The 15,926-nt window shown below is 67.9% G+C and carries 13 protein-coding genes; 10 read left to right on the plus strand and 3 right to left on the minus strand.

From position 1 onward, the window contains the following. Nucleotides 1–193: 193 nt before the first annotated feature. The gene (locus HNQ73_RS17910) at nucleotides 194–502 is read left to right on the plus strand and encodes a NepR family anti-sigma factor (RefSeq protein ID WP_244650000.1); all 309 of its coding nucleotides are present in this window, start codon (nucleotides 194–196) and stop codon (nucleotides 500–502) included. Next, complete coding sequence (locus tag HNQ73_RS06540) at nucleotides 489–1,049, plus strand: sigma-70 family RNA polymerase sigma factor (protein WP_183333514.1); 561 nt, start codon at nucleotides 489–491, stop codon at nucleotides 1,047–1,049. The genes HNQ73_RS17910 and HNQ73_RS06540 overlap by 14 nt, the downstream gene beginning before the upstream one ends. Before the next feature lie 6 nt (nucleotides 1,050–1,055). Here HNQ73_RS06540 and HNQ73_RS06545 read toward each other — a convergent pair whose 3' ends face one another. Continuing rightward, nucleotides 1,056–1,958 (minus strand): CHAD domain-containing protein, encoded by a 903-nt coding sequence (locus HNQ73_RS06545; RefSeq protein ID WP_183333516.1) that lies wholly within the window; start codon nucleotides 1,956–1,958, stop codon nucleotides 1,056–1,058. A gap of 168 nt (nucleotides 1,959–2,126) precedes the next feature. Between HNQ73_RS06545 and HNQ73_RS06550 the strand changes: the two genes are divergently transcribed. The 7 genes from HNQ73_RS06550 (at nucleotide 2,127) to HNQ73_RS06580 (ending at nucleotide 12,343) form a co-directional block, all read left to right on the plus strand. Further along, the gene (locus HNQ73_RS06550) at nucleotides 2,127–3,110 is read left to right on the plus strand and encodes a TAXI family TRAP transporter solute-binding subunit (protein ID WP_183333518.1); all 984 of its coding nucleotides are present in this window, start codon (nucleotides 2,127–2,129) and stop codon (nucleotides 3,108–3,110) included. Nucleotides 3,111–3,263: 153 nt separating this feature from the next. Then, the gene (locus HNQ73_RS06555; RefSeq protein ID WP_183333520.1) at nucleotides 3,264–5,435 is read left to right on the plus strand and encodes a TRAP transporter permease; all 2,172 of its coding nucleotides are present in this window, start codon (nucleotides 3,264–3,266) and stop codon (nucleotides 5,433–5,435) included. 101 nt (nucleotides 5,436–5,536) lie between these two features. Further along, nucleotides 5,537–6,097: a type 1 glutamine amidotransferase domain-containing protein gene (locus HNQ73_RS06560; protein WP_183333522.1), complete on the plus strand. Its 561-nt coding sequence runs from the start codon at nucleotides 5,537–5,539 to the stop codon at nucleotides 6,095–6,097. A gap of 156 nt (nucleotides 6,098–6,253) precedes the next feature. Next, entirely contained in the window at nucleotides 6,254–6,907 is a 654-nt protein-coding gene (locus HNQ73_RS06565) for a TetR/AcrR family transcriptional regulator (RefSeq protein WP_183333523.1), read from the plus strand. After that, the gene (locus HNQ73_RS06570) at nucleotides 6,904–7,992 is read left to right on the plus strand and encodes an efflux RND transporter periplasmic adaptor subunit (protein ID WP_183333525.1); all 1,089 of its coding nucleotides are present in this window, start codon (nucleotides 6,904–6,906) and stop codon (nucleotides 7,990–7,992) included. Before HNQ73_RS06565 ends, HNQ73_RS06570 begins: the two co-directional genes overlap by 4 nt. 109 nt (nucleotides 7,993–8,101) lie before the next feature. Further along, a complete protein-coding gene (locus HNQ73_RS06575) occupies nucleotides 8,102–11,242 on the plus strand; it encodes an efflux RND transporter permease subunit (protein WP_183333527.1) in 3,141 nt (1,046 codons plus the stop codon). Between the two features lie 312 nt (nucleotides 11,243–11,554). Continuing rightward, nucleotides 11,555–12,343, plus strand: coding sequence for a tellurite resistance TerB family protein (locus HNQ73_RS06580; protein ID WP_183333529.1), 789 nt, complete (start codon nucleotides 11,555–11,557; stop codon nucleotides 12,341–12,343). Nucleotides 12,344–12,418: 75 nt separating this feature from the next. On the opposite strand, the gene HNQ73_RS06585 is transcribed toward HNQ73_RS06580, so the two are convergent. Further along, a complete protein-coding gene (locus tag HNQ73_RS06585; protein WP_183333531.1) occupies nucleotides 12,419–13,600 on the minus strand; it encodes a pyridoxal phosphate-dependent aminotransferase in 1,182 nt (393 codons plus the stop codon). A gap of 41 nt (nucleotides 13,601–13,641) precedes the next feature. Beyond that, on the minus strand, nucleotides 13,642–13,893 hold the full coding sequence (locus HNQ73_RS06590; RefSeq protein ID WP_183333533.1) for a hypothetical protein: 252 nt from the start codon (nucleotides 13,891–13,893) through the stop codon (nucleotides 13,642–13,644). Between the two features lie 207 nt (nucleotides 13,894–14,100). On the opposite strand from HNQ73_RS06590, the gene HNQ73_RS06595 reads away from it, so the two are divergent. Continuing rightward, nucleotides 14,101–15,903, plus strand: coding sequence for an IlvD/Edd family dehydratase (locus HNQ73_RS06595; RefSeq protein WP_183333535.1), 1,803 nt, complete (start codon nucleotides 14,101–14,103; stop codon nucleotides 15,901–15,903). Nucleotides 15,904–15,926 lie beyond the last annotated feature (23 nt).

Raw genomic sequence — 15,926 nt, forward strand, 5'->3', positions numbered from 1 at the left:
ACCTCCTGAGGAATGTCGCGAAAAGCCGCGGCGGGCGGCTCACCGGAAAGAACGTCGCGGCGACGAGGTTGGTTCCGTTCGCTGTTCTTCGCGGGCGCCGGCTTTTCCTGGAACTTCTCGGCTCGCGTCACGTTAAACGGGGATGGACACAGGACGGACACATCATCGTGACAGCATTTACGGAGAAACCGTGATGACCATGGCGAGCGACGGAAGGGCCGGAGACGGCCGCAACCGACGCCGTGATGCTGCCGCCGGCGGCGGCCGGGCAGCCCCTCAGCTACGCAAGAGAGAAAGCGGGCGCTTCATGGCTGATGACACGAACGGAACGGTTGTTGCGCCGTTTCCTGCCACTCGGCCGGCGATTCCGCTGCCCGAGCATCTGACGCGCTGCCTGAAGGCAATGTACGACGACATTCTCGACGAGCCGGTGCCGGACCGCTTCTGCCAGCTTCTCGAAGCGCTCGATCGCCAACAGGGAGCCGCCGATGCAGCCGACTGAGAAGACCAAGCAGGATCTGCTGAAGGCCATCCCGAGCCTGCGGGCCTTTGCGCTGTCCCTGACGGGTAACCCCGACCGCGCAGATGATCTCGTGCAGGAGGCCCTTATCCGCGCCTGGGCCAACCTCGGATCCTTCACCGAGGGCACCAACATGGTCGCCTGGCTCTATACGATCCTGCGCAATGCCTTCTACTCCGAGTACCGCAAGCGCAGCCGCGAGGTGGAGGACGTGGACGGCCGGGCCGCCGCCGCCCAGGCCATGCCGCCTTCGCAGCTCGACCACATGAACATGTGCGATTTCCGCGCCGCGCTGATGACCCTGCCGGCCGACCAGCGCGAGGCGCTCGTGCTCGTCGGTGCGGCTGGCATGTCCTACGAGGAAGCGGCGGAGATCTGCGGCTGCGCGCTCGGCACGATCAAGAGCCGCATCAACCGGGCACGCACGCGCCTCGCGCATGTGCTCTCGGTCGACAACGGCGTTGACTTCAGCGCCGATGCCGAATGGCGGGCCGCGATGGAGCAGCCGGCCACCGCCCGGGCCGGCTGAGCGTGGTCAGTCCGCCCGCTGGCCGAAATTGGCCTTCAGGGCCTTCGTGAGACGGCGGTTCCTGCCACCGAAGAGGCGGTTGGCCGCGCGGCAGATCTTTTTCTCCAGCCGTCGCTGCTCCTTCGTGACGAGCCTCTCGATAGCCGCAAGTTCCGTGATGCCGACGAGGCCGGACTCGGTGATGGCGCGGCGGGCATCGTGAAGATCGTGGTGACGGCCGAGCAGATCGCGCAGGTCCTGCATGCGCAAGCGGCGCGTCTGCCTGTGCCGCCCCGCAGCGGCGAGGAAGCCGAGATGGTAGCGGTGGCGCACCACCCAGCGCCGCGCCGCATGCAGCTCGTCGGCATCGCGGCGAGCGAGGCCCTTCGCGAGGCGCCGTCGCGCCCGGCGCGCCGCGTGTCTTGCGCCATCGAGCAATGCGGACCAGTTACCCGGCACAGGCCAGCCGCCGATACTTTCGCCGATCTCGTTCAACGCCTCCTCCGCCTGCGCCACGCGCCGGTGCTCGAAAGCCTCGGCCTCGGCAGCGGTGGCCCGCTCGCCTGCCCAGCGGGCCAGGCGGGCGAGCGGCGCGGCGGCCGCGCCACGCGCACGGGGCGCCAGGGTGCGGAGCGTTTCGGCGAGGACACGCGCCTCGCGCGCGCCGGCGAGCAGATCGGCACTGCTCCGCAATCGCCTGTCGATCCCGCCCAGCCGCTCGCAGGCCGGGTCGGCGAGGCGCAGCAGCGCCCTCAGCGCCTTGATGCCCTTGCGCGTCTCATGCGCGGCTGCCGCCGGCGCGGCGCCGAAGGTGGCGAGGGCGTGGGTCATGTCCGCGAGAAGGGCCCGCGCGAGAACCCGCACCGCCTCGTCTGCGGGCAGGGAGGGATCGAGCGCATGTTCCCCGATTGTTGGCCGGCGAGCGTCCATGGCGCTATTCGCGGCATCGTCGCATCGCCTGTCAACGATGCCGCGCAATCCGGTCGTGGAGCATGCGACGGGGGCGGCTTTTAAATTCACCGTGTCCTGACTAATCTGCCGTCAGCGCCGTCATCGGCGAACAGCGGGTGGAGCCCGCATTTCGGGAGGCAACTGATTATGCAGAAACTGTTTTCGCGTCGTGACGTTGCGCGTCTGGGGCTTGGGCTCGGAGCGGCTGCGCTCGCGGGGCGCGAGGCCTTCGCGCAGGGACCGGCCTTCTTCCGTATCGGCACGGGCGGCACCGCCGGCACCTATTATCCGGTTGGCGGTCTCATCGCCAATGTCGTCTCCAATCCGCCCAACCTCATCGTGACGGCGCAGGCGGCCAACGGCTCGGTGGCCAACGTCAACGGCATCGCCTCCGGCGCCATCGAATCGGGCTTCAGCCAGGCGGACGTTGCCTACTGGGCTTACACCGGCACCGGCCTGTTCGAGGGCAAGGGCAAGGTCGAGGTCCTGCGGCTCATCGCCAACCTCTATCCCGAGAGCATCCACCTCGTCGCCTCCAAGGCGGCGAACATCAAGTCCGTCGCCGACCTCAAGGGCAAGCGGGTGTCGCTGGACGAGCCGGGCTCGGGCACGCTCGTCGACGCCAAGATCATCCTCAGCGGCTGGGGCCTGACCGAGAAGGACATCGAGGCGGACTACCTGAAGCCGAACCAGGCCGCCGAGAAGATGCGCGACGGCGGCATGGACGCCTTCTTCTTCGTCGGCGGCTATCCGACGAGCGCCATCGCGGAGCTTGCGGCCACGAGCGCATCCGGCATCGACCTCGTGCCGATCAACGGCGAGGGCGCTGCGAAGATCATGAGCGAATACAAGTTCTTCGCTGCCGACAAGATCCCGGCCGACACATACAAGGGTGTCGGTGAGGTCGAGACCCTGGCCGTCGGTGCGCAGTGGGTGACCTCGTCCAAGGTGCCGGATGACGTCGTCTACGAGATCACCAAGGCGCTGTGGAGCGACAAGGCCCGTCAGGCGCTCGACGCGGGCCATGCCAAGGGCAAGCTCATCCGCAAGGAGACGGCACTCGCCGGCGCGGGCATTCCGCTGCATCCGGGCGCCGAGCGCTACTACAAGGAAGCCGGCCTTTTGAAGTAACAGGGCCGTTCGATCGAGAGGCCCTCCGCCGGTTCCGCGGTCAGCGGTGCCTCGCCCGGCGGAGGGCTTCTTTTTGAGGGGCGCTGCCCCCGTCGGGGCGGCGCGCGAAAACACAAGGCGCAGCAAAGCGCCGACGACTGGGATGGTCCGACGATGGCCGAAGCAAGCCTCCACGCCGTAACCGAGAGTCGCTCGCTCGAGGAAAAGTTCGATCCGGAGATGCGTTTCCGCCCGCTGCGGCCCGCGGTGGCATGGCTGGTGGCGGGACTGCTCTTCGCGCTGTCGTGCTTCCACTACTACACGGCGGGCTTCGGCCTCTTGCGGGAGACGACGCACCGCGGGATCCACATGGCCTTCGTCGTCGGCCTCATCTTCCTCGTTTTCGCCGCCCGCAAGTCCGACCAGGACAAGGTGGCGCCGTCGCAGTGGTGGCGCCCCGGCGGCATCTCGCTGCTCGACTGGGGCCTCGCCGTTGCCGCCGTGGCTGCCAGCCTCTACGTGCCGTGGATCTTCAGCGATCTCGCCTTCCGCGTCGGCAACCCGACCACGACCGACGTCACCATGGGCACGCTGATGATCATCACGCTCATCGAGGCGACCCGTCGCGGTGTGGGCTGGCCACTGCCGATCATCGCGGTGTGCCTCATGGCCTACGCCTATTTCGGCGCGCTGATGCCGGGCATCTTCCAGCATCCCGGCGCATCCTGGTCGAACATCGTCAACCACCTCTATCTCACGAGCCAGGGTATCTACGGCATTCCGCTCGGCGTGGTGGCGACCTATGTCTTCCACTACGTGCTGTTCGGCGTGCTGGCCACGCGCATCGGCCTCGGCAAGCTGTTCATTGATCTCGCCTCTTGCCTCGCCGGGCGCTACGCCGGCGGGCCGGCCAAGATCTCGATCTTCGGCTCCGCCCTCTTCGGCATGATCTCCGGCTCGTCCATCGCCAACACCGTGACCGTGGGCTCGTTGACCATTCCGGCCATGATCCGGCTCGGCTACCCGCGCCATTTCGCGGCGGCGGTGGAATCGACGGCCTCGACCGGCGGGCAGATCACGCCGCCCATCATGGGCGCTGCGGCCTTCCTCATGGTCGAGTTCCTCGGCATCGCCTACACCAGCGTCATCTTGGCGGCCGTGGTGCCGGCCTTCATGCACTTCTACGGCGTGTTCACGCAGGTGCATTTCGAGGCGAAGAAGGCCGGGCTGCGCGGACTGAGCGCGGCCGAGCTGCCCAACCCGGTCAAGGTGGTGCGCGAGGGCTGGCAGACGATCATGCCGCTTGCGGCGCTGCTGACGATCCTTTTCTCGGGCTATACGCCCTACCTCGCCGCCTTCTGGGGCATCACGGCCTGCATGGTCGTGGGGCTCGCGCGCGTACCGTTGATCACGGTGGGCTATTTCGCGGCGCTGGTGCTTGCGGTGGCCTTCGGATTCGTCACCAAGCTCTGGTTCTCCGTGCCGATGGTGCTCTTTGCCATCGGGCTCGGCGTCGTCGGCTGGCTGCGCGACGAGAAGCACAAGGCGCTTGTCATCGACATCCTCGACGGCTTCGTGGTCGGCGCGAAGTATGCCATCTCGGTCGGCGCGGCGGCGGCAACCGTGGGCATCATCATTGGCGTCGTCACGCTGACGGGTGTCGGCTTCAAGATCTCGTACATCGTCACGAGCCTTGCGGCGCAGATCGGCCAGGCTGTGATGTCGGTCGTACCCGGCGAACTGCTGAGCGAGAAGGGGCTGACGCTCTTCTTCACCCTGGTGCTGACCGGCGTCGTCTGCATCCTGCTCGGCTGCGGCGTGCCGACGACGGCCAACTACATCATCATGGTGACGGTGGCGGCGCCGACGCTCGCGCTCTTCAGCATCGAGCCCATCGTCGCGCACTTCTTCGTCTTCTACTACGGCGTGCTGGCGGACGTGACACCGCCCGTGGCGCTGGCGGCCTATGCAGGCGCCAGCATGGCGGGCGCGGATCCCTTCCGCACGGGCAACACGGCCTTCCGGCTGGCGCTCGGCAAGGTGATGGTGCCCTTCGTCTTCGTCTACGGCCCGTCCATGCTCATCGTTACGCAAGGCTTCAACTGGCCCGATTTCCTGATGACGACGGCCGGCTGCATCGTCGGCATCACGCTGCTTTCGGCGGCCTTCGCGGGTTACGGGCTTGCCCCGCTCGCAGGCTGGGAGCGGTGGGTCATCGGCCTTGCGGCGCTGCCCACCGCGGCACCGGGGCTGCCGAGCACGCTCGCCGGCATCGCTGTCGCGAGCCCCATCGTCCTGCGCCAGTTTTTCGCCAGCCGGCGCGCGGCGGCCCCCGGCGCTGGCTGAGGCCGGCGCCGCCCGGTCTGCCGCTCCTCTTCTCCCCGGCGTCGGAACGAAGGCCGTCGCGCTTCGTTGGGGGCTGTCCCCACAACGAACGGAGAAGACGGATGCAGGACATTTCCGGCAAGCGAGTCGCCATCCTCGCCACCGACGGCTTCGAGCAGTCGGAGCTCGAGGTGCCGCGCGACAGGCTGCGCGAGGCAGGTGCCGAAGTCGATGTGGTTTCTCTCAAGGCCGGCGAGATCACGGGCTGGGACGGCGACGACTGGGGCCGGCCCGTGCCGGTCGACAGGACGCTCGACGAAGCCCGGCCCGAGGATTACGACGCGCTGGTGCTGCCCGGCGGCCAGATCAATCCCGACCTGCTGCGGGTGGAGGAGAAGGCGCTCGCCTTCCTCCGCCGCTTCTGGGCGGACAAGAAGGTGATCGGCGCCATCTGCCATGCGCCGTGGCTGCTGATCGAGGCCGACATCGTCCGCGGCCGCCGCGTCACCTCCTACAGGTCCATCAAGACCGACGTCATCAACGCCGGCGGCAAGTGGGAGGACAGCGCGGTGGTCACCGACCAGGGCCTCGTCACGAGCCGCAATCCCGGTGACCTCGACGCCTTCTGCAGCAAGCTGGCCGAGGAGATCCGCGAGGGACGGCACGATCGCCGTGCCGCTTGAGCTTTCGCGCAGTCTGATTGGAAAGGCGCCCCTTGCCGGGCGCCTTTCCAGCTTGGCCACGATGCCGCCGCGATCGCCGGGCAAGCGCATCCCCGCTTGACACCGGAAGCGCGCCGATTCATATGAGAATGAACGTTCATTCTCATCGGGTGCAGTTTGCGTAACGACGAATGGGAGAGACCTGCCGGGAACGACGCGAACGCCGACAGGCGCGCGCGCATTCTCGATGCCGCCGAACGGTGCTTCGTCCGCAGCGGCTTTCATCGCACGACGATGCAGGACGTTGCCGCCGAGGCGGGCATGAGCGCCGGCAACCTCTACCGCTATTTCCGCTCCAAGGACGCCATCGTCGCGGGTCTTGCGGAGCGGGACAGGGCGCAGATGGCGTCGGACCTGTCCGTCATCGGGCCGGGGGATGATTTCATCGCCGCCTTCCGCGAGCTGGGGCGCAAGCATTTCGAGGAGGAGCCGCGCGAAAGGGCGATCCTTGGCCTCGAGATCTGGGCGGAGGCGACCCGCAACCGCGAGGTGGCGGCGACGGTGCAGGAGTTCGAGGGCGATCTCATCGGACACCTGACGGACATGATCGCCGCTGCGCAGGAGAACGGCTCTGTCTCGCGGCTCAACGAGGCGCGGGACATAGCCGTGCTGATCGCGACGCTCGCCGATGGGCTGTTCGTGCGTCGGGCCACCCTGCCGGACTTCGATGCCGGACGGGAGGTCGGTCATGTTCTGTCAATCATCGGCGCCTTGCTGAAGGGGCACATCACCCTGTCGCAAGGCGTCAGCGACGCGGGGGCGTCCTCATGAAGCCGAGTCGAGTTCTTGCCTTCGTCATCCTGCTCGGTGCCATCGCGTGGATCGGATCCGGCGTGTTCGGCCGCGACGGCGAGCAGACGGCGGCGCTGGCTCCCCAGGCCGAGACGCAGGAGCAGTCGCTCTTCCGCGTCGCTGTCCTGCCGGTGACGGTGGAGAATCACGCGCGCCGCATCGTCCTGTCTGGACGCACGGAAGCCGACCGTCGCGTCACTGTCATCGCGCGCGCCGACGGCACCATCGAGCAGCTCAACGTGCGGCGCGGCGCGCAGGTCAAGACCGGCGACATTCTCGCTGTCATCTCCGACGAGGCGCGCGAGGCGCTGGTGGCGCAGGCCAAGGCCAAGCTGGAGCAGCGGCGTACGGAGCTCAGGGCACGCCTCAAGCTCATCGAGCAGGGCAACCTCGCCCCCCTGCAGAAACCGCAGCTCGAGGCCGAGCTGCGCGCGGCGGAGGCCTCGCTCGCCCAAGCGGAGACGGAGCTGAGCAAGAACAAGGTGCGCGCGCCCATCGACGGCATGGTCATCGACGTGCCTGTCGAGACCGGCCAGCCCCTGCAGATCGGCGCCAAGGTGGCCGAGATCATCGGCCTCGATCCTATGCTCGCCGTGGTCGAGATCGCCGAGCGCCAGCTCGGCGGCATCGCGGTGGGCGATACCGCGAAGGTCAAGACGGTGAACGGCGTCGAGGCCGAGGGGCGTGTGCGCTTCATCTCGGCGGCGGCGAGCGCGCAGACGCGCACCTACCGCGTCGACATCGAGCTCGCCAATCCCGACGGGCGGCTGCCGGACGGCGTGACCTGCGACGTCATCCTCGAGCTTGCGCCCGAGCCGGCGGCCCATGTGCCGCGCTCGGCACTGACCTTCTCGGCCGAGGGGCGCCTCGGGGTGCGGGTCGTCGGCGCCGGTGACGTGGTGGCTTTCGTACCTGTCAGGATCGTCGAGGACGGGCTTGACCATGTGTGGCTGGGCGGCCTCGAGACGGGGCAGCGCGTCATCGTGCAAGGCCAGGATTTCGTCAAGGAAGGCCAGCGCGTGACGCCCGTCGAGGCGTCGGCGACGGTGATCGGCAAGGGCTGAGGCCGACGCCTTCCCGCTCCGGGCCGCCGGCAGGTGCCCGGGCACCATGCATCTTTACCGCGGAGCGGCGCGAGCGGCCTCTCCGCCGCAACGTTCGGGGACCGGGCCCATGGCCAATCCTGTCGATTATGCCATCTCCCACGCCAGGCTCACGCTTGCGACGCTCGCGTTCCTGCTCATCGCGGGCTTTTCGGCCTATCTCTCGATCCCCAAGGAGGCTGAGCCGGACGTCAAGGTCCCGATCATCTACGTCAGCGTGACCCAGCGCGGCATCAGCCCGCAGGATGCCGAGCGGCTCATCCTGCGGCCGCTCGAGACGCAGCTGAAGTCGGTCTCGCACATCAAGGAGATGCGGGCGGCCGCCTTCGAGGGCGGCGGTTACGTGCTCGTGGAGTTCGAGGCCGGCTTCGACTCCAACGCCGCGCTCGCCGATGTGCGCGCCAAGGTGGACGACGCCAAGAGCGACCTGCCGCGCGAGGCAGACGAGCCGAAGGTGCAGGAGGTCAATCTCTCGCTGTTCCCTGTCCTTGTGGTGGCGCTCGGCGGCAACGTGCCGGAGCGGACGCTACTTCAGCTCGCACGCCAGGCCGAGACGGCGATCGAGCAGGTGCCGGGCGTGCTCTCGGCCGATCTGCGCGGCGCGCGCGACGAGGTGGTGGAAATCATCGCCGAGCCGATGCTGATGAAGAGCTACGGCATCTCGCTCGATACGCTGGTCCAGTCTTTCTCAGCCGGCAACAGCCTCGTCGCTGCCGGTGCCATCGAGAGCGCCTCGGGGCGCTTTGCCGTGAAGGTTCCCTCACTGATCGAGCGGCCGGAGGACGTGCTGAAGATCCCCGTGGCTGCGACGCCGTCCGCCGTCGTCACGCTTGGCGACGTGGCCGAGGTGCGGCCGACCTTCAAGGACCCGACCTCCATCACGCGCATCAACGGCAAGCCGGCAATGACGCTCGAGATCGTCAAGCGCACCGGCGCCAACCTCATCGAGACGGTGGACGCGGTCAAGAAGACGGTGCTCGACCTGCAGAAGACCTGGCCCGAGACCGTCGAGGTCACCTTCACACAGGACAAGTCGAAAGACATCCGCTCGATGCTGCACGAGCTGCAGAACAGCGTCATCACCGCCGTTCTGCTGGTCGTCGTCATCATGCTCTTTTCGCTCGGCGGCCGGGCGTCGATTTTCATCGGCATCGCCATTCCGGCATCGTTTCTCACCGGTATCCTCGGGCTGCAGCTTGCCGGGCTGACGGTGAACATCGTCGTGCTGTTCTCGCTCATCCTCGCCGTGGGCATGCTTGTGGACGATGCCATCATCGTGTCGGAGTTCGCCGAGCGGCGCATGGCGGAGGGCATGCCGGCCAAGGCCGCCTATTCGATGGCCGCCAAGCGCATGGCAGGGCCGGTGATCGCCGCCACGGCGACGCGCATCGCCGCCTTCTCGCCGCTGATGTTCTGGCCCGGCGTCGTCGGCGAGTTCATGAAATACCTGCCGCTGACGCTCATCGCGACGCTGTCGGCCTCCCTGGCGGTCGCCCTCTTCTTCACCCCGACGCTCGGTGCCCTCATGGGCCGTGCCACCGAGGTCAAGGACGAGCGCGCCGCCGACCGTGGCTTCTACATGCGCACGGTGCGCCTCGCCCTGCGCCATCCGCTGGCGACGCTCGGCCTGGCGGTGCTGCTGCTCATCGGCGTGATCCAAGCCTATGCGCGCTACGGCAACGGCGTCGAGTTTTTCCCCGAGGTGGAGCCTGACTATGCGCTCGTGCAGGTGCGTGCGCGCGGCAACCTCTCCATCGCGGAGAAGGATGCGCTGGTACGGCAGGTCGAGCAGACGCTCCTCGACATGGAGGAGCTGGAGACTGTCTATGCCCGCGCCGGCGAGGGCCAGCGCGGCTCCAACGAGGTCACCGAGGATACGGTCGGCACCATCCAGTTCGAGTTCGTCGACTGGCGCCAGCGCCGTCCCGCCTCGGTCATCATGGAGGAGATCCGCCGCAAGACGGCGCACATTCCGGGCGTGATCATCGAGGTGACGAAGCCGGCGGCCGGGCCGCCGACGGGCAAACCCATCACGCTGCAGATCACCTCGCTCGATCCCGACAAGCTCTTTCCCACGGCGGCGCGCGTGGCCGAGATGCTGCGCGCCATGCCCGACACGCGCGACGTCGATGACGGCCTGCCCCTGCCGGGCATCGACTGGCGGCTCGACGTGAACCAGGCAGAGGCCGCCAAGTACGGCGCCAATCCCGCCTCGGTCGGCACCGCCGTGCAGCTCGTTACCAACGGCGTGAAGGTGGCCGAGTACAGGCCCGACCACACCGACAAGTCAGTCGACATCCTCGTGCGCTTCCCGGAGAACCGGCGCAGCATCGACCAGCTCGATGACCTGCGGATGAACACGCCCTCGGGTTATGTGCCGATCGGCAACTTCGTCACGCGCGTGCCGGAGCAGAAGGTGGGCCTCATCAACCGCGTCAACGGACAGCGCGTCGTGACGGTGACGGCCAACGTTGCCGAGGGCGTGCAGACCGCCCAGGTTCAGCAGGCGGTGATGGAGGCGCTCGCGAAGGAGAACTTCGGCGAGGGCATCGCCTTCAAGATGAAGGGCGAGGACGAGGAGCGCGAGAAGGCCGGCGCCTTCCTGATGAAGGCCTTCGGCGCGGCCCTGTTCCTCATCTTCGCTGTGCTGCTGGCGCAGTTCAACAAGTTCACCAGCGTCTTCCTGGTCCTGACCGCGGTTGTCCTGTCGACCATCGGTGTGCTCGTCGGCCTCCTCGTCATGGGCCAGGCCTTCGGCGTCGTCATGACCGGTATTGGCATCATCGCCAACGCGGGTGTCATCGTGAACAACAACATCGTTCTCATTGACACCTATGACCGGCTGCGGCGCGAGGGCTGGGCGCCCTACGACGCCATCATCGAGACCTGTCGGGAGCGTGCGCGGCCGGTGGTGCTGACGGCGGTGACGGCGGTGCTCGGCGTGGCGGCCATCGCGTTCGGCGTCAACATCGACTTCGTCAACCGCGACGTCTTCGTCGGCGCGCCGTCGACGCAGTGGTGGGTGCACCTGTCGACCGCCATCGTCTTCGGCCTCGGCTTCGCGACGATCCTGACGCTCATTGTCACGCCGGCTGCGCTGATGGCGATCGCCAACTTCTCCGCCTGGCGTGACGAGCGCCGCGCCCGCCGCCGCGAGCGCAAGGCTGGCGCAAGCGGTACCCCTGCTGCCGGCGCGACGCCGGCAGAGTAGTCGCAGTGCCTCGCGGCCCTCGCGCCGCGAGGCATTTTCAGGCCCCGTCATCGCGGGTCTTGGCGAGCCCGCCCGCGTCGGTAACGATATCCTCTCGATCCGAGCGTCCCGCGTGCGTTCGGAAGGTCGGGCGCACGGCATGGAAGGCATCGGCCGGTCGCCGTTGACGACCTGTCGCGGCGAGGGCGCGCGAGTCGGGGCCGGGCGATTTGTCATCGTTCGGCGCAAGGGCCATCTGGCAATCGTCGCCGGCTCTTCCTACCTGCCGGGAAGAGAGGGCGGCGAGCAGCGCCCGCAACAGGGAGAGAGGGGATGTTCGACGCCAAGAAGCTTCTCGATGCGCTGGTCGGTTCGGCTGCTGCTGGCAGCCATGGCAAGCCGGCCGATGCCGGCCTCGGAAACATGCTGAACGACGTGCTCGGGCAGTTCACCGGCGGGGCGGGCGCTGGCGGCAACATCGCGGAAAAGGCGATGGGCTATCTCAACACCCCGCAGGGCAACATGGCGACGAGCGCCGTCATCGGCGGGCTTGCGGGGCTGCTCATGGGCTCGAAATCCGGCCGCAAGCTGGCCGGCTCGGCCGCGAAGCTCGGCGGCCTTGCGCTGATCGGCGGCCTCGCCTACACCGCCTATCGCAACTGGAAGGCCGGGCAGCAGCCGGCCGCATCCGCTGCCACGCAGGCCGATGGCGGGACGCCGATGCTGGCGCCGCCCTCGCAGTCGCCCTTCAGCGCGGATTCGGCGTCCCAGGACACGGCGCTGGTGCTGCTGAGGGCGATGATCGCCGCCGCCGCTGCGGACGGGCACATCGACACCCAGGAGCGCGGCCGCATCATCGGCGGGCTGAAGCAGGCCGGCTTCGACATCGAGGCAACGCAGTTCCTCGACAGCGAGTTCGCCAATCCTGCCTCGATCACGACGCTTGCCTCCGCCGCCCGCACGCCGGAGCTGGCGAGCGAGATCTACACGGCCGCGCGCCTCGCCATCGAGCCGGACACCCCGGAGGAGAAGGCCTTTCTCGCCCAGCTCGGGGATGCGCTCGGTCTCGACAGGGCGCTCATCGCCCACATCGACGCGGCGGCGACGGCGGCCAAGGCCTGAGGGCAGGCCACCCCGGACGCGCCGCGCCGCGCCTTGCGGATGCGGCCGTCCGGGGCAGGCAGGCTGCTGCCGCGCCTAGGCCGCCTTGTGCGAGGCGAGGAAGTCGCCCATGCGCTCCAGCGCCTTCAGGATGTTCTCCGTGGAGTTGGCGTAGGAGAGGCGGATGAAACCCTCGCCGTGGACGCCGAAGTCCGGCCCGCCGATGACGGCGACGCCCGCCTCCTCGAGAAGGGCGGAGGCGAGCGCCTTGGCCTTCCAGCCCGTGCGCGAGATGTTCGGGAAGGCGTAGAAGGCGCCCTTGGGCGTGGCGCAGGAGACGCCGGGCAGCTTGTTGAGCCCCTCTACGACGACTTTCCGCCGTCGGTCGAACTCGGCCACCATCTCGCGCACGCAGTCCTGCGGGCCGGTGAGGGCGGCGAGACCGGCCCATTGGGCGGCGGCGTTGACGCAGGAATAGGAGTTGACGGCCAGCTTGCGCGCCGCCTCGTAGAAGGGCTTCGGCCAGACCGAGTAGCCCATGCGCCAGCCGGTCATGGCGTAGGTCTTCGACCAGCCGTCGAGCAAGATCAGCCGGTCGCGGATCTGCGGATAGGCGAGCAGCGATACGTGCTCCTCGCCGTCGTAGGTCATCTGGCCGTAGATCTCGTCCGACAGCACGGCCACGTGCGGATGGGCGGCAAGCCCCGCCACGAGCTTCTCGACCTTCGCCCTGGGCGTGACGCCGCCGGTGGGGTTGGCAGGGGAGTTGAGGATGACGAGCCGCGTGCGCGGCGTGATCAGCGACAGGGTCTCCTCGGCAGAGAAGGCAAAGCCGTTCTCCTCGCGGATCGGCACCGGCACGGGCTTGGCACCGGTGAACTCGATCATCGACCGGTAGATAGGGAAGCCCGGGTCGGGATAGAGGATCTCGGCCCCCGGCTCGCCGAACATGAGGATCGCCATGAACATGGTGACCTTGCCGCCGGGCACGATCAGCACCTCTTCCGGCGAGACCGATACGCCAAGGCGCCGGTGGATGTCGGCAGCAACGCCCTCGCGCAGCGGCAGGATGCCGGTGGCCGGGGTGTAGCCGTGGTGCCCGTCGCGCAGGGCCTTCACCGCCGCCTCGACGATGTGGGGCGGTGTCGGGAAGTCCGGCTGGCCGATGCCGAGGTTGATGATGTCGCGCCCCTCGGCGGCGAGCGCCGTGGCGCGCGCCAGCACGGCGAAGGCATTCTCCTCTCCGATGCGCCCGAAGGCGTCGACGATCCTGGGCATTCTCACTCCCTGCCTGTTCAGTTGGCGTCCTGGTTGGTCTTTCATCTGCCAAGGGCACAGTCGCGGTTGGCGCCGGCGCCCGGGGCGTTCTCGAAGGTGCATCTGAGCTCCGGCTGCGGTCCGCAGACCCTGGCGAGGTCGCGGAAGCCGACGCAGCGGCCGTCCGGGCCGCGATAGCCGGGGCCGCCCTTGCAGCCGCAGCCGCGGCACGGCGGCCGCTCTGGGCAGGCCGCGAGCGCCTGTCCCGCGAACGCGAGCGCGCCGGTGGCCACCGCTGCCGCAAGGAGCTTCATGACTGGGGCGCCCGCCCCCCGTGATCGCTTGCCAAGCCTCCATTCCCCGTCCGCTGCCAGTGTGAGACAACGGAGCCCTGCCTCCAATGCATCGGTCCGGCGATTGATTTTCCGCTGCATTTAGGGCGATGCTGGCAGGGAAATCAAACGGCTAAATCGTTTTATAGTGCCTTTTCAAAAGGGCCGGGAACGGGGAAGGACAACGCCATGTCTGCGCAAACCCGAGACAAGTCAAAGCTGCGGTCGCGCCTCTGGTTCGACAATCCCGACAATCCGGGCATGACCGCGCTCTATCTCGAGCGTTACCTCAACTATGGCCTGACGCGGGAGGAGCTGCAGTCCGGCAAGCCGATCATCGGCATCGCCCAGACAGGCTCGGACCTTTCGCCCTGCAACCGCCACCATCTGGAGCTGGCGCAGCGCGTGCGCGAGGGCATCCGGGCTGCCGGTGGCGTGGCCATGGAATTCCCGGTCCATCCCATCCAGGAGACGGGCAAGCGCCCGACAGCCTCGCTCGACCGCAACCTCGCCTATCTCGGCCTCGTGGAGGTGCTCTACGGCTATCCGCTCGACGGCGTGGTGCTGACCACGGGTTGCGACAAGACGACCCCGGCCTGCCTCATGGCTGCGGCGACCGTCAACATCCCTGCCATCGTGCTCTCGGGCGGGCCGATGCTCAACGGCTGGTTCCGCGGCGAGCGCACGGGCTCCGGCACCATCGTGTGGAAGGCACGCGAGCTATTGGCCGAGGGCAAGATCGACTATGAGAAGTTCATCGAACTCGTCTCGTCGTCGGCGCCGTCGGTCGGCCATTGCAACACCATGGGCACGGCCTCGACCATGAACTCGCTTGCCGAGGCGCTTGGCATGAGCCTGCCCGGCTGCGCCGCCATTCCCGCCCCCTACCGCGAGCGCGGGCAGATCGCCTACGAGACCGGCAAGCGCATCGTGGAGATGGTGTGGGAGGACCTGAAGCCGTCTGACATTCTGACGCGCGAGGCCTTCGAGAACGCCATCGTGGTCAATTCGGCCATTGGCGGCTCGACCAATGCGCCCATCCACATCAACGCCATTGCCCGGCACATCGGCGTGCCGCTGACGGTGGAGGACTGGGAGCGGGTGGGGCACAAGGTGCCGCTGCTCGTCAACCTGCAGCCGGCCGGCAAGTATCTCGGCGAGGAATATCACCGCGCCGGCGGCGTGCCGGCAGTGATCAACGAGCTGATGAAGCACGGGCTCATCCACGAGAACGCGCTGACCGTCAACGGCAAGACCATCGGCGAGAACTGCCGCGGCCGGGAGGCCGAGGATCGCGACGTGATCCGCACCTTCGACAATGCCCTGATGCAGGATGCCGGCTTCATCGTGCTCAAGGGCAACCTGTTCGATTCGGCGATCATGAAGACGAGCGTGATCTCCAAGGAGTTCCGCGACCGCTACCTCTCGAACCCCGACGATCCCGACGCCTTCGAGGGGAGGGCGATCGTCTTCGACGGCCCGGAGGACTACCACAAGCGCATCGACGACCCGGCGCTCGGCATCGACGAGCACTGCATCCTCTTCATGCGCGGGGCCGGGCCCATCGGCTATCCGGGGGCGGCCGAGGTCGTGAACATGCAGGCGCCCGACTACCTGCTGAAGAAGGGCATCACCTCGCTGCCCTGCGTCGGCGACGGGCGCCAGTCCGGCACGTCGGGCTCGCCGTCCATCCTCAATGCCTCACCCGAGGCGGCGGCTGGCGGCGGCCTGGCCCTGGTCAGGACCGGCGATCGGGTGCGTATCGACCTGCGCAAGGGCAGGGCCGACATTCTCATCTCCGACGAGGAGCTGGCCGCCCGTCGGGCAGAGCTGGAGAAGAACGGCGGCTATCCCTATCCGCCCAGCCAGACGCCGTGGCAGGAGATCCAGCGTTCGATGGTGGACCAGCTCTCGGAGGGCATGGTGCTCAAGCCGGCGGTGAAATATCAGAAGGTTTCGCAAACCTTCGGGGTGCCGCGCGACAACCACTGACGTTGTTCTCACCCGGCTCGCCC

This window comes from Chelatococcus composti (genome assembly GCF_014201415.1).
Taxonomy (GTDB): domain Bacteria; phylum Pseudomonadota; class Alphaproteobacteria; order Rhizobiales; family Beijerinckiaceae; genus Chelatococcus_A; species Chelatococcus_A composti.

Excerpts from the sequence above, each read along its gene's own strand:
- HNQ73_RS17910 (WP_244650000.1), top strand. The coding sequence starts at position 194 with ATGACCATGGCGAGCGACGGAAGGGCCGGAGACGGCCGCAACCGACGC.
- HNQ73_RS06540 (WP_183333514.1), top strand. The coding sequence starts at position 489 with ATGCAGCCGACTGAGAAGACCAAGCAGGATCTGCTGAAGGCCATCCCG.
- HNQ73_RS06545 (WP_183333516.1), bottom strand. The coding sequence starts at position 1,958 with ATGGACGCTCGCCGGCCAACAATCGGGGAACATGCGCTCGATCCCTCC.
- HNQ73_RS06550 (WP_183333518.1), top strand. The coding sequence starts at position 2,127 with ATGCAGAAACTGTTTTCGCGTCGTGACGTTGCGCGTCTGGGGCTTGGG.
- HNQ73_RS06555 (WP_183333520.1), top strand. The coding sequence starts at position 3,264 with ATGGCCGAAGCAAGCCTCCACGCCGTAACCGAGAGTCGCTCGCTCGAG.
- HNQ73_RS06560 (WP_183333522.1), top strand. The coding sequence starts at position 5,537 with ATGCAGGACATTTCCGGCAAGCGAGTCGCCATCCTCGCCACCGACGGC.
- HNQ73_RS06570 (WP_183333525.1), top strand. The coding sequence starts at position 6,904 with ATGAAGCCGAGTCGAGTTCTTGCCTTCGTCATCCTGCTCGGTGCCATC.
- HNQ73_RS06575 (WP_183333527.1), top strand. The coding sequence starts at position 8,102 with ATGGCCAATCCTGTCGATTATGCCATCTCCCACGCCAGGCTCACGCTT.
- HNQ73_RS06580 (WP_183333529.1), top strand. The coding sequence starts at position 11,555 with ATGTTCGACGCCAAGAAGCTTCTCGATGCGCTGGTCGGTTCGGCTGCT.
- HNQ73_RS06585 (WP_183333531.1), bottom strand. The coding sequence starts at position 13,600 with ATGCCCAGGATCGTCGACGCCTTCGGGCGCATCGGAGAGGAGAATGCC.
- HNQ73_RS06590 (WP_183333533.1), bottom strand. The coding sequence starts at position 13,893 with ATGAAGCTCCTTGCGGCAGCGGTGGCCACCGGCGCGCTCGCGTTCGCG.
- HNQ73_RS06595 (WP_183333535.1), top strand. The coding sequence starts at position 14,101 with ATGTCTGCGCAAACCCGAGACAAGTCAAAGCTGCGGTCGCGCCTCTGG.